General features: G+C 57.9%; 13 protein-coding genes and 1 riboswitch. Of the genes, 6 read left to right on the top strand and 7 right to left on the bottom strand.

All coding sequences use genetic code 11. The features are described 5' to 3' along the window. Window positions 1-20: 20 nt before the first annotated feature. Window positions 21-2,252, bottom strand: coding sequence for a formate C-acetyltransferase (pflB, locus tag RWV98_RS18490; protein ID WP_442872083.1), 2,232 nt, complete (start codon window positions 2,250-2,252; stop codon window positions 21-23). Window positions 2,253-2,329: 77 nt separating this feature from the next. Further along, a riboswitch (ZMP/ZTP riboswitch) is annotated at window positions 2,330-2,421 on the bottom strand. Window positions 2,422-2,424: 3 nt separating this feature from the next. On the opposite strand from pflB, the gene RWV98_RS18485 reads away from it, so the two are divergent. Further along, window positions 2,425-2,586 carry a hypothetical protein gene (locus RWV98_RS18485; RefSeq protein WP_317862712.1) on the top strand — a complete coding sequence of 54 codons (162 nt, stop codon included), beginning with the start codon at window positions 2,425-2,427 and terminating at the stop codon, window positions 2,584-2,586. A 42-nt stretch (window positions 2,587-2,628) separates the two neighbouring features. Beyond that, a complete protein-coding gene (locus RWV98_RS18480; protein ID WP_280962991.1) occupies window positions 2,629-3,702 on the top strand; it encodes a 6-phosphofructokinase in 1,074 nt (357 codons plus the stop codon). A 237-nt stretch (window positions 3,703-3,939) separates the two neighbouring features. On the opposite strand, the gene RWV98_RS18475 is transcribed toward RWV98_RS18480, so the two are convergent. Continuing rightward, on the bottom strand, window positions 3,940-4,824 hold the full coding sequence (locus RWV98_RS18475; protein ID WP_317862711.1) for an AraC family transcriptional regulator: 885 nt from the start codon (window positions 4,822-4,824) through the stop codon (window positions 3,940-3,942). Window positions 4,825-4,876: 52 nt separating this feature from the next. Here RWV98_RS18475 and RWV98_RS18470 point away from each other — a divergent pair, with 52 nt between their 5' ends. Both RWV98_RS18470 and RWV98_RS18465 read left to right on the top strand, forming a co-directional pair. After that, entirely contained in the window at window positions 4,877-6,058 is a 1,182-nt protein-coding gene (locus RWV98_RS18470) for an MFS transporter (RefSeq protein WP_317862710.1), read from the top strand. Window positions 6,059-6,240: 182 nt separating this feature from the next. Then, complete coding sequence (locus tag RWV98_RS18465) at window positions 6,241-7,230, top strand: sugar ABC transporter substrate-binding protein (RefSeq protein WP_317862708.1); 990 nt, start codon at window positions 6,241-6,243, stop codon at window positions 7,228-7,230. Between the two features lie 138 nt (window positions 7,231-7,368). On the opposite strand, the gene RWV98_RS18460 is transcribed toward RWV98_RS18465, so the two are convergent. From RWV98_RS18460 to RWV98_RS18440, 5 genes are read right to left on the bottom strand one after another with little or no spacing between them, the layout of a single operon-like run. Then, entirely contained in the window at window positions 7,369-7,866 is a 498-nt protein-coding gene (locus RWV98_RS18460) for a cupin domain-containing protein (protein ID WP_317862706.1), read from the bottom strand. Between the two features lie 45 nt (window positions 7,867-7,911). Further along, window positions 7,912-9,192, bottom strand: coding sequence for a TRAP transporter large permease (locus RWV98_RS18455; RefSeq protein WP_317862704.1), 1,281 nt, complete (start codon window positions 9,190-9,192; stop codon window positions 7,912-7,914). Beyond that, on the bottom strand, window positions 9,189-9,494 hold the full coding sequence (locus RWV98_RS18450; RefSeq protein ID WP_317862702.1) for a TRAP transporter small permease: 306 nt from the start codon (window positions 9,492-9,494) through the stop codon (window positions 9,189-9,191). Before RWV98_RS18450 ends, RWV98_RS18455 begins: the two co-directional genes overlap by 4 nt. Continuing rightward, window positions 9,460-9,681, bottom strand: a complete 222-nt coding sequence (locus RWV98_RS18445; RefSeq protein WP_317862701.1) for a TRAP transporter small permease — start codon at window positions 9,679-9,681, stop codon at window positions 9,460-9,462. The genes RWV98_RS18450 and RWV98_RS18445 overlap by 35 nt, the downstream gene beginning before the upstream one ends. A gap of 58 nt (window positions 9,682-9,739) precedes the next feature. Beyond that, on the bottom strand, window positions 9,740-10,759 hold the full coding sequence (locus tag RWV98_RS18440) for a TRAP transporter substrate-binding protein (RefSeq protein WP_317862700.1): 1,020 nt from the start codon (window positions 10,757-10,759) through the stop codon (window positions 9,740-9,742). A gap of 374 nt (window positions 10,760-11,133) precedes the next feature. Here RWV98_RS18440 and RWV98_RS18435 point away from each other — a divergent pair, with 374 nt between their 5' ends. Together RWV98_RS18435 and RWV98_RS18430 are read left to right on the top strand one after the other, a co-directional pair. Further along, a complete protein-coding gene (locus RWV98_RS18435; RefSeq protein ID WP_317862699.1) occupies window positions 11,134-11,817 on the top strand; it encodes a GntR family transcriptional regulator in 684 nt (227 codons plus the stop codon). 272 nt (window positions 11,818-12,089) lie between these two features. Further along, window positions 12,090-12,818, top strand: coding sequence for a class B sortase (locus RWV98_RS18430; RefSeq protein ID WP_317862698.1), 729 nt, complete (start codon window positions 12,090-12,092; stop codon window positions 12,816-12,818).

The raw sequence follows: 12,818 nt of genomic DNA, 5'->3' as shown, positions 1-12,818 counted from the left end.
ATGATTTAAATCCGTTGGATTTAAATCGCTTCGTGGAACGTGCGCGAGATGACCTCACGCTGCTGCTCGCGGGAAAGCTTGTAGAAATTCACCGCGTAGCCGGATACGCGAATGGTCAGGTTCGGATACTCCTCGGGGTGCTCATAGGCGGCCATCAGTGTTTCGCGGTTTAAAACGTTCACATTCAAATGGTGCGCGTTTTGGCCGAAATAGCCGGTCAGGATGGACACCAGATTGTCTACGCGGGTATCCTCGGTCTTGCCGAGCGCGCCCGGCGTGATCGAGAAGGTGTTGGAAATGCCGTCGCGGCAGTATTCATAGGAAAGCTTGGCGACCGAATTGAGCGAAGCCAGCGCGCCCGAGGTATCGCGGCCCGACATGGGGTTAGCGCCCGGCGCGAGCGGTTCGCCCTTCCGGCGGCCATCCGGCGTGTTGCCGGTCTTTTTGCCGTACATCACGTTCGAGGTAATGGTCAAAATGGACAGGGTGTGCACGGCGTCGCGGTAAAGCGGGTACTGTTTCAGCGCTTCGTAGAACTTTTCCACCTGCTCGCATGCGATCTGGTCGACGCGGTCGTCGTCGTTGCCGAATTTGGGGAAATCGCCCTCGGTCTCAAAATCGACGATCACGCCGGTCTCTGGATCGCGGATGCACTTGACCTTGGCATATTTGATCGCGGAGAGCGAATCGGCCATGCAGCTCATGCCCGCGATACCGAAGGCCATCAGGCGGCGCACCGTGGTATCGTGCAGGGCCATCTGGCTCTTTTCGTAGGCGTACTTGTCGTGCATATAGTGGATGGTGTTCATCGCGGAAACATAGGTCTTGGCAAGCCACGGACGGTAGAAGTCGATGCGCTCGCAGACCTTGTCGTAATCGAGGTATTCGTCCTCGTAAACCGGCATTTCAGGGCCGACCTGAACAAACTTGATGCCGTCGCGGCCGCCGTTCAGGCTCATCATCAAAAGCTTTGCCAAATTGGTGCGCGCGCCGAAGAACTGCATATCCTTGCCCACGCGCATGGCGGAAACGCAGCAGGCAATGGCGTAGTCGTCGCCATAGTAGGGGCGCATCACATCGTCGTTCTCGTACTGCAAAGCGTCGGTGTCGATCGATACCTTGGCGACAAAGCGCTTCCAGTTTTCGGGCAGGTTTTCGCTCCACAGCACGGTCAGGTTGGGTTCGGCGGCGGGGTTCAGGTTGTACAGCGTTTGCAGCATGCGGAAGCAGTTCTTGGTAACGAGCGGGCGGCCATCCTCGCCCACGCCGCCGACAGCCTCAGTGATCCACATCGGATCGCCGCCAAACAGCTCATTGTATTCGGGCGTGCGCAGGTGACGCGCCATGCGCAGGTGCAGCACGAAATCGTCCATGATCTCCTGCGCCTGCGTTTCGGTCAGCACGCCGGCCGTGATATCGCGTTCAAAGTAGATGTCTAGGAAGGTGGAAACGCGGCCCAAACTCATCGCCGCGCCGTTCTGCTCCTTGATTCCGGCAAGGTAGGCGAAATAGGTCCACTGCACGGCTTCCTTGGCGTTTTCCGCCGGGCGGGAGATATCAAAGCCGTAGGAGGCCGCCATCTGGATCATATCGCGCAGCGCCTTGATCTGGTCGGTCAGCTCTTCGGCGCAGCGGATCTCTTCTGCGGTGGTCGGTACGTCGCCCAGCCGCTCCTTATCCTGCTGCTTTTCCGCGATCAGGCGGTCGACGCCGTACAGCGCCACGCGGCGGTAATCGCCGATGATGCGGCCGCGGCCGTAAGCGTCGGGCAGGCCGGTCAGCAGGCCGACGTGGCGGGCGTTCCGCACATCCTTGGTGTAGGCGGAAAACACGCCGTCGTTATGGGTCTTGTGGTATTTAAAGTTTTCTTCGATCAAGGGCGACACCTCGTAGCCGTATTCCTTGCAGGCGTCGCGCACCATGCGCATGCCGCCGAAGGGGTTGCACGCGCGCTTCAAGGGCTCGTCCGTTTGCAGGCCGAAAATGATCTCGTTCTCCTGATCGAGGTAGCCGGGGCCGAAGGCCGTGATCGTGATCACAGTGTCGGTATCGACGTTGCGCACGCCGTTCTTTTCGCGCTCCTCGGCGAGCAGCCCCTCGAATTTCTCGCGCATCGCGTTCGTGCGCGCGGTCGGCCCGGCAAGGAACGCGCCGTCGCCCTCATAGGGAACATAGTTTTTCTGGATAAAATCGCGGACGTTTATCTCGTTCTGCCAATCGCCGCTGTGAAAGGTCAACCATGCGTTCATCAAAGAAATCTCCTTTTCTCCGGTGGCGCCGTCCTTTTACGCTTTATTAGAACAAAAAAGGGCAGCGCCGCAAATCCATGCGACACTGCCCAGACGGTCGGCATTCTTCGTAGCGCCCCTGTTCCCCGGTGGTTTAACGTTCCACCTCGTTCCGTCAGTAGCAGGGGGCTTGTCTATGAATAAAGCATACCATGTTCGTCGCCGCTCCGCAATAGCCGGAACGCACAAAAAAACGCGCCTGAAACCGTCAATCCTCATGCCAAATGGAAAGGCACGCGCGCAAAAACAAAAAGTTTTCCATATTTTATCTTCACAAGCGGGGCAAAACGGGGTATGATTAAGATACCGAAAGGGAAAACATTTGGAGGAGGGAATTTACATGAAAATCGGTATGCTCACCAGCGGCGGCGATTGCCAAGGCCTCAACGCGGCGCTGCGCGGCGTTGCCAAAACGCTGTACAACCAACTGGGAGACGGGGTGACGCTCTACGGCATTCAGGACGGCTACCGCGGCCTGATCGAGGGCAATTACCATGAGATGCAGCCGCGCGAATTTTCGGATATCCTCACGCTCGGCGGCACGATTCTCGGCACCTCGCGCGAATCGTTTAAAACCATGCTCCAAGCGGACGACAGCGAGGAGACCAAGCTACAGCGCATGCTGGAAACGATCAAGTACGCCAAGCTGGACGCGCTGGTCATTCTGGGCGGCAACGGCACGCATAAAACGGCAAACCTGCTCTCGGAAAACGGCGTGAACGTCGTCACCCTGCCCAAGACGATTGATAACGATCTCTGGGGCACCGAGGTCACGTTCGGCTTCCAGTCGGCCGTCAACATTGCGACCGAGGTGATCGATTCCATCCACTCCACCGCGTTTTCACACTCCCGCGTGTTCATTGTCGAAACGATGGGCCATAAGGCGGGCTGGCTGACGCTGTACGCGGGCATTTCGTCCGGCGCGGATATTATCATCATCCCGGAGATCCCGTACCACATCAAGCATATCGCGGAAGCGATTGAAAAACGCTCCAAGAGCGGCAAGCGCTTTTCCATCCTCGCCGTGGCCGAAGGCGCGATCAGCAAGGAAGAAGCCAAGATGAGCAAGAAGGAATTCAAGGCTTCGCGTGAAAAAATGACCCACCCGTCCATCTCCTACCGCATCGCGGAAGAGTTGCAGGCGTTGACCGGACAGGAGATCCGCGTCACCATCCCGGGCCACTACCAGCGCGGCGGCGCGCCTTGCCCGTACGACCGGCTGCTCACCACCCGCCTTGGCGTGGCCGCGGCGGAGCTGATCCGCGAGAATAAGTTCGGCTATATGGTCGGCGTGCAAAACAACAAGATCGTGCCCGTCAAGCTGTCCGACGTGGCCGGCAAGCTCAAGACCGTTCCGCCCGATTCCGATATCGTGCAGGCCGCGCGAGACCTCGGCCTTTCCATGGGCGACTAAACCGAATATCCAAGCGCGGAGGCGCGCCGCGGGCGGTTACAACCGCCCGCGGCGCGTTTTTTTGATAAAACTGCAAAAAGAATAAGGTCGTCTCCAAAAATATTTTTGGAGACGACCTTATTGCTGGACTTTGTGGGAATGCATACGATCGGCAAGGGCAAATAAACGAATGCGGAAAAGACGGTACGGCGGTATACTCATGGTGTCGGAAGGGAAGCGGCGGACGGCGCCGACCGGTCACCGCCGTCTGGCTGCGACCTTGGATTTGACGCTTCTTTTCCGAAATTCTCTGGGCGAAACACCGATCATTTCCGTGAAGCGCTGCGTGAAGTGATTGGGGTTGTCATAACCCACCGCGCCCGCGATATAGGTAATCGAATAATCGGTATCGGTAAGCAGGGATTGCGCCTCGCCGATGCGGCGCTGTAAGCGGTAGCCGGTGGGCGAACTGCCGGTCTGCTGGCGGAATAGCCGCGATGCGTAATACCGGCTCACGCCGGCCGCTTCGGCCAGCTCGTCCAGCGTAAAATTCTCAGTATAATGCCGGTCGATAAAGCGGAGCATCTTATGCACAAGGGCGGATTTGCTGTCCACGCCGCCGTCCGCACCGGCGGGCGCGTTCACGGCGATCGACCGCACCAACACGGCAAACGCGGCGGTCAAATGGCGCGCCAGCTCGCCGCAATACGCTTCGTTGCCATGCAGCGTGCGTTCCATCAGTTCCAGCATTTCGTGCAGCGCGTCAAAATGCGCGCCGCTTTGCAGGTGAATCTGCCATTCGTTTTCCGCGAGCCAGCCCGCGGGAAGCCCCAAAAGCCGAAGGCCCGTCATGCCAAGGCATAGGTATTCCACGCCCTCCTCCGTCTGCGCAAAGTCATTGTGCAGCGTGCCGACGTTGTTGATGATCAGGTCGCCCGGACGGCTGTGATAAACGTGGTCGTCCACCTGATGCAGGCCCGTGCCGTGGTAGATCAGCAGCACCTCGGTGATATCCACATGGCTGTGGATGGCGCGCGTCCGTTCCCCCTCGTGATAGCGGGTGTGCGAAACATAGACCGGACGCGGCAGGGCTTCGCCCTCGAAAATAGAGGGGGCGGCGGGGATTCCGTATAGCTGGAACATGGCACACACCTCTTTCCTCTTTTTATGTCATCTTAGACAGGAGACACAACCAATGGTTAAAAAAACAATTTTTGCGTGCAAGCTGACCGCCTTTTTGCTGTCCTTTTGCACCAATTTGCTCGCGCCGCTGCTGCTGCCCATCCGCGCCGACCTCGGCGTGGGCCTCGGCCAAAGCGGATTGCTGCTATCCGCCTTTTTCGCCGGCAATTTTGCCGCCTGTTTGTTTGCCGGGCGGATCATGGAGCGGTTCGGCAAGGCGCGCGTGCTTTGCTGCGCGCTCACCTTGATGGCGGCGTTTTCCGCCTGTATAGCCTGCGCGCCGCGTTTTGTACTGCTTTGCGCGTTGCTGTTTGGCACCGGCGCGTGCAGCCTCGGCTTGCAGATCGCGACCAACGCCATCCCGGCTGATCTGGACGGGACGCGCGCGGCTTCCGCGATCGCCGGCGTGATGGCGCTGAACGGGCTGGGCGCGTGCGGCGGGCTGTTGCTCGGCGGCGCGCTGGCAACGCTCGGCCTGCCGTGGCGCATCGCCTACCTTGTGTTTGCCGTGGGGGCCGCTGCCGCCGCCGCTTTTTGCTGGCGCGTCGCGTTTCCGCAAGCGGTATGCACGGCGGGTGAAAGCGGGCTGCGCGGTTTTCTCCGCAAACGCCGTTATTGGCCGGTCTTGCTTTGCTGTACCCTATATTCCGGCGCGGAAAGCGCGGTATGCAGCTGGCTTTCCACCTTTTTGGTGCAGGAGCAGCGTTTTTCCGCGCTGGCGGGCGCGGGAGTCACGGCGGTGATCTGGCTGTGCATTTTTCTGGGCCGCGCGGGCTGTGAGCGGGCGGCGCGCCGGGTCTCCGCCGCGCGGCTGCTGTTTGCGCTCATCCCCGCCTGCATTTTCATGGCGCTGCTATTGCCTCTGCTGCATGGCGCGGCGTTCTGGCCCGCGGCGGCTGTGCTCGGACTTGGCCTGTCCGGTATTTGGCCGCTGCTTGTCGGACGGGTCATGGAGCACGGCGCGGCGGACAGTATGACCGTGCTATCCGCCGCTTTTCTATTCAGCTTTCTCGGCAATTCGATCGTGCCGTTCGCGGTGGGGCTTGCGGCGGAGCGCGTCGGCATGGCGGCCGCTCTCGCCCTGTGCGCCGTTCCGTTTTTCGCGGTATTCGCGCTGTTTCTTTTGTGGCTGCACGGAGAAAAGCGCGCCGCGCCGCTGCCCGCGCTCACCGTGGAACGGCAAAACATCGCATAGGCCGGAAAGAAAAATCCGTATTTGTCGCGCGGCTTACTTCAAGATCGCACGACGGTGAGGCGGTACCATCGATATGGAAACATTTTTACGCACGTACCTCCAGATACTTCCGATTATAAACGAAATGAAACTTTTTGACAACAGATGATCGCATAACCAGATTTGGGAAAGGAGCATTGATTATGAAAAAGGTATTATCGCTCACATTGGGGCTTTGCATGCTGCTCGGGTTTACGGGGTGCGGCGGACAGACCGGAACACCTGATGCGGAGGGGAATGCGGATATCGCGCTGCTGATGGCGGAGCGCGATGAGTTTTTGAGCGTGTTGGAGCAAAATATCGAAAGCGAAGCGGCCAAGGCCGGGTACGAGCTGCAAAGCTATGACGCGGGCGCCGATCCGGCAAAGCAAATGGACTGCATCGCCGCGGCGAAAAACAGCGGCGCGAAGGTGCTGATCGTCAACCTGACCGAGAGCGAGCTTGCCGCCAACCTGCTCGAGGAGACCGAAGGCATGAAGGTTGTTTTCGTCAATCGCTGCCCGGCGGACCGTTCGCTTTTGAATGAAAACACGGTCTATATCGGCGCGGATGAAACGACAAGCGGACGGCTGCAGGGGGAGGCGCTTGCCGCATATTTTGAAGCGGCGGGCAAAAAGCAGATCTCCTATCTGCTGCTCAGCGGCAGAGACCGTTTGGAGCACACCGTACTGCGCACACAGGGCGCGTTGGTCGCGCTGGAACAAGCCGGTATTCAGGCGACGCCCGCGGTAGAGCCGCTCGTTTGCGATTACGACCGCGCCAAGGCGCAGACCGCGGTAGAAAACCTACCCGCTGGAACAACGTATGATTGCATCATTTCCAATAACGATGCGATGGCGCTGGGCGCGCTGGCCGCCCTTGAGCCGCAGGGCGACGGCGCGGAAGCGCTGCCGGTGGTCGGCGTTGATCTGCTGGACGACGCAAAGGTAGCCCTTGCCGAAGGGAAAATGCTGATGACCGCCCGTCAGGACGCCGCAGGGGAAGCGCGGGGCGCGGTACGCGCCGCCATCAACCTGCTGGAAGGCAAGCCCTTTGACGAGGGCATGGAGGGCGTAACGCCCGCGGCGGACAGCGAATACGCGGTCTACCTGCCGTTTGAAGCGGTCACAGCCCAAAACGTTTCCAATTTCTAAATGTTGAAACCAAGTTCGGCCGCTGTTTTTCTACCTCTTCTCCGGCGGCATAAAACGGCGCGTTGCAAAATGAGTTGCAACGCGCCGTTTCGTATGGAAATATTGCGGGATGTATAAAGAAGAGAGAGAAACTGTGGTTCAAGCGTTCACACCTTGTGCGCTTTCTACCTTCGCGCCGATCTCCTCAAAGCCTTCGCTTTCCAGCGAGTAACCGGCGGTAGCCAAACTGGGGCGGGTGTATACGAACAGATGGGTCTGGGGTTCGTCGAAGGGGTTATAGAACCAGTGCTTGGCGCCGCGCGGCATGAACAGAACGTCGCCTTCCTGCTGAATGCTTTCCTCTCCGTCGCCCACACCGCCGACGATCTTGCCGGAAATGACGTACATGAACTCTTCGCATTCCTTATGCGCGTGCGGCTCGTGGTAATCGCCGGGCTGGAACACGGCGTAGCCGATGGTCAGATCCTCCGCGCCCATGTTGTCCTGATCGACCAGAATCTTGCGCACCGCGCCGACAAGCTTTGGGATCGGGTAGTTCTTGCCGCACTCGACCGGGACAAGATAGGGGCACTTCGCGCGGTTCTCCATCAGTTCCTTCTGCTGTGCGGCGGTGATCGTCAAATTGTGAATATCCATGGTTTCATCGGTCCTTTCTAACAATAAAAAATGTGATTTATTGGGTCAACCGGCCATTTTGCCGGGGAGCCACAGGGAAATCTGCGGGAAATACGTGATCAGCAGCAGATTGATGATACAAATGAAGATCAAAATGATCAAATGCCGGTTGATCACGGTCTCTATCTTTTCGTTTTTCAATCCGGCCGCCACGTACAGATTCACGCCGAGCGGCGGGGTGATCAGGCCGACGCAGAGGTTCAGCACCATAATGATGCCGAAATGCACCGGACTGATGCCGAAAGCCATAACCGCCGGATACAGGATGGGCGCGATGATCAGGATTGCGGCGGTCGCTTCCAGAAAACAGCCGACAATCAGCAGCAGAATATTCACCAGCAGCAGAAAAACGATCTTGCTGGAGGAAATGCTCAAAATGGCTTGCGCGGCGTGCATCGGAATTTGCTCGTGCGTCATCACAAGGCCGAACACACCGGCGGATGCGACGATAAACATCAGCATGCCCGAGGTCGACGCGGCGTTTGAGATGATGCGGAACAGGTCGCGCAGCTTGATCTCGCGGTAAAAGACGATGCCGACCAGCAGGCCGTAGGCACACGCGACCGCCGCGGATTCTGTCGGCGTGAATACGCCGCTATAGATACCGCCCAGAATGATTACCGGCATGAGCAGCGCGCCGATCGCGTGATAGGTGGTCTTGGCAAGCTTTCGCAGGGAAAAGCCGACGCGCGGGATTTTTTCCTTCACCCCGTAATATACACAGTACAGGATCATCATGCCGCCCAGAATCACACCGGGCAATACGCCGGACATAAACAGATCGCCGACAGACGCGCCCGTGGCGGAGGAATAGGTGATCATCATCGTCGAAGGCGGAATGATCGTGCCCAACATACCCGCGGAAGCCAATATGGCGAGCGAGAACTTGCGGCTGTATCCGGCCTCCTCCAGCGCGGGCGCCATCAGCGAACCAATGGCCGCGACGGTCGCGGTGGGCGAGCCGCACAGACAACCGAACAGCATACAGGTGAACACCGCGACAATGGCCAAACCGCCGGGCAGCCAACCCAAAAGCGAATTGGCGAAATCGGTCAGCCGCCGCGAGATACCGCCGCTGCTCATCAGCGCGCCGGCCAACAGGAAAAAGGGGATGGCGGCAAGCGTAAAACTATCGACCGAGCCGAACAGCTTTTGCGCCGCGACCTGCAAGGGCACGCTGTCGTTGACCAGAAGCGCGGCAAGACTGCCGCCGAGCAGCGCGGTCGCGACCGGCATGCCCAAAATGAGGATGACGGCAAAGCCCGCGAACAGGACAAAGGTGGTCATGCGGCGTCAGCCTCCTTTCCGGCGCGAATGGTTTGGACAAGGCCGGTCAGCCCATGCAGTACGCTCAGGAACATTCCGGCGGGCACGCAGCAATAGATCAGGGTCATGGGCAGTTTGGTGATGGTGGTAAGCTGGCGGGTCTGTCCGTATTGCAGCAGCATTTTTACCGAAAGTGCAAGCATTATGGCAAACAGCACGCAGGTCAGCGCGTCGCCCAGCAGCCTTGCGGCTTTCAGCGCCCGTGGCGGCAGCAGGTTGATGAATACCTCAACGCCGACGTGTGCCTTTTTCTTTAACGGCAACGCTGGTGCCGAAAAAGATGCTGTAGATCGCAAGATAGCGCGTCAACTCCTCTCCCGCGAGAAAAGGGATCATCAGCACGCGGCGGCAAAGCACGCTCCATAAAACAACGGCCACCATGGCTAAAAAGGTAATAACACAGATCGTGCGTTCGATCTTTACAAAGATATTATCCAATCTATCAAGCATGGTCTTGCGCGGTCTGCCGGGTACAGACCCTTCCTCCTTTCGGACAGCGCCGGTCCTTTCATTGGTTACCTGCATTGCGCAGGGTTTCGACCGTGGCTGCGTCGATGCCCGAGGTGCCGACATACCGATCATAGATCGGCTGCACGGCTGCGGCAAAGGCAGCGGTATCCACATCGATAAATTCCGCGCCAGCCTCGGTCATTTTCTCCTTAGCGGTGGTAAAGGAATCGTCCATGGCACGGAATTCGTACTGCTGCGCTTCGGTCGCCGCCTGCTGCACGATCTGCCGGATATTTTCGGGCAGAGAATCCCATAGCGTTTGGCTCATCAGCAGGGGGGCGGGCGAATAGGCATGATCGGTGAGGGTGATGTAAGGCGCGACCTCTTCAAAGTTGGAGTTGTGCATGTTCACAACCGTGGTCGAGCTGATTGCGTCGATCACGCCCTGCTGGATCGCGGTGTAAATATCGCCCCAAGCAAGTACGACCGCGTTCGCGCCCATCGCGGTGTAGGTATCGGCCTGCAGCGCGCTGTCGATCGCGCGAATGCGCAGGTTCTTCATGTCGTCCAGCGAACGGATGGGCTTGGTCGAGCCAATGGCGTAAATGCCGTTTTCCCAATAGGACAGCCCCTTTATGCCGGCCTCGGACAGCGCGGCAAGCAGCGGCTCGGACGCGTCGCTCAAAAGCGCCGTGCGCGCGCTTTCCAAATCCTGAAACAGATAGGGCAGATCCCATACGTTGTTGGAATCGGTAAAGCTGGAAAGCGAAGCCGTGGAACAGATCGCAAAATCGATGGTGCCCATTTGCACACCCTCGATGCTTTCCTTTTCACTGGCAAGCTGTGCGCCGGAATACACGGTCAGCTGGATGGCGCCGTCGCTCTTTTCACTCAGCAGGCGGGAAAATTCGATCAGCGCGTCGTCCCAAGAGCCACCGGCGGGCTGCGCGTTGGCGGCGGTCCACTGGTAGGAAGGGCCGCCCCCGGCCGAAGCGTCGCCGGCGGATGCGCCGCCGCACGCGGTCAGGGATACGCCGAGGATGAGGGACAGACCCAATGCGGTTACTTGCTTTTTCATTTCTGTATCCTCCCTGTTTAAAATTTAAGTGGTATACCAGTTGAATTCCAAAATCATTATCTCAAGCGCAAGTTTTTTTGTCAACGCCATATATAACCAGAAAATAAAAGTTTTTTTGTGCAGTATGCATATGGATTGCTACACGGTTTCCAGTATAATAGTAGATGAAAATGGAAAGAAAAGGCCGATTTATCGGCAAATAAACGAAATTCTTGCAAATTCATTGGTGGCATTTTGAATGGCACGATTGGCGTGCAGGTGGAATGCCGAGGCGCTGAAAGAATGAAAATTGAATCTGCTGACATACCGGCGGTATGCACACCTGTTATCAAGCGGAGGCCCGTTTTGAGGCCGCCTGACGGAGGGAACACGATATGAGCCAGAACAAAAAGGAACCCAAGAAAGCGGCGAGCAAGGCGCAGACTGCGTACGACACGATCTTGCATAAAATTTTGACCAATGCGTATATTCCCGGCACGACGTTGTCCGAGCGGGATCTGAGCGAGCAGCTGCATATCAGCCGTACGCCGGTCAAGGACGCCCTCAATCGCCTGTCGTTCGAGGGGTATGTCGATTTGGTGCCGGAACGCGGTGCAGTGGTATCTAAGGTCGGGCTGACCGATGTGCTGGAACTGTATGAGATCCGCGAAGCGCTCGAAAGCCATTCCGCGCGGCTGGCGGCTTCGCGCCGGAGCGAGCAGGAACTCGAGGAGATGCGCTCCTGCATCGCCAACCAGCGCCGCCTGTTTGAATCCGGCGTATTCGACAACACCGAGTACGAGGATAACTTTCATATGTGCATTGCCCGGGCCAGTTTTAATCACCGGCTGATTTCCTATATGGAAATGATCATCCGGCAGTGCCGCCGTGCGTCGATTTTTCAAAACCAGCGCAACAACCAGCGAATCGCCCGTTCGATCGATCAGCACGAAGTCATTTTCGCGGCGATCGAAAACGGCGACGCGGAGGCGGCCGGGCAGGCAATGGCCGTGCATTTGCAGGATGTGATCACAACGACCAAGGCGTTGATGTGCGATTACTACTTCATGTATAAATAGAGGCATTTCATGCAATAAAACAGCAGGTTCCCTATCCGGTTACGGATGGGGAACCTGCTCTATTTTGCGGATAAATGTGTTACTTCACGTAAAAATAGAGGGTTGGGGGGATTAATTGTGTGAAGCGGCGTCAGACCGTGTGAAATGGAAGCGTTTGTACTTGAAAGAGAAAGATAGAAAGCTTAAAATAACGTATAAGATTGGGTAAAACTGCTGGGAGCACGGGAAAGCGAGGAATTTGCGCAATGCGTATGACGCACAGGCGTTTTTTTATGCTGCTTGGCGCATGCCTAATTGCCGCCGCGGTCTGCCTGACCGGCCTTTTGCACGAGTTGGCCACCTATCGGTCCGCGCGGCAAAGCTACGCGGCGCTGCGCCAAACCATATCGATACCAATGCCTGACGATTCGCCGCCTTTACAGGAACAAACGGTCGATCTGGATTGGGTTGCAGCGGCAAAGGAAACCCTCCCCGGCATGACCGCATGGCTGCGGTGCGAGGGGACGCAGCTGGACTACCCGGTTATGCAGGCGGTGGATAACGAGTTTTACCTGTCCCATCTGGCGGATGGCAGCCCTAATAAGCTCGGCGCGCTGTTTTTGGATTGCGCGGCGGAAAGCGATTGGTCCTCGCCCGTATCCGTCATCTATGGGCACGATATGCGGGATGGGCAGTTGTTCGGCAGCTTATCCGGCTATAAGGAGCAAAGCTACTACGACGCGCATCCGACGATCGCGCTCTATACCCCGCAGAAGGCGTATCAGATCGAGCTGCTCGCCGCGTATCTGGTGGATGGCACAAGCGGCAGCTATCCCATTGGCTTTGCGGACGAAGCCGGGATGGCGGATTATCTAAACGAAGTGCGCGCGCAGTCGTTTTTTGAAACGCAGGCGCGCGCGGTGTGGGGCGACCGTCTGGTCATCCTGTCCACCTGTACCTATGAATTTGAGAATGCCCGGCTTGCGCTGGTCGGGCGGCTCCGTGCGGCACCGGCGCAATAA

Source organism: Agathobaculum sp. NTUH-O15-33, from assembly GCF_033193315.1.
GTDB classification, from domain to species: Bacteria; Bacillota; Clostridia; order Oscillospirales; family Butyricicoccaceae; genus Agathobaculum; species Agathobaculum faecihominis_A.
The sequence above is the reverse complement of the archived record's forward strand: the minus strand, read 5'-3'. Positions and strand labels throughout refer to the sequence as shown.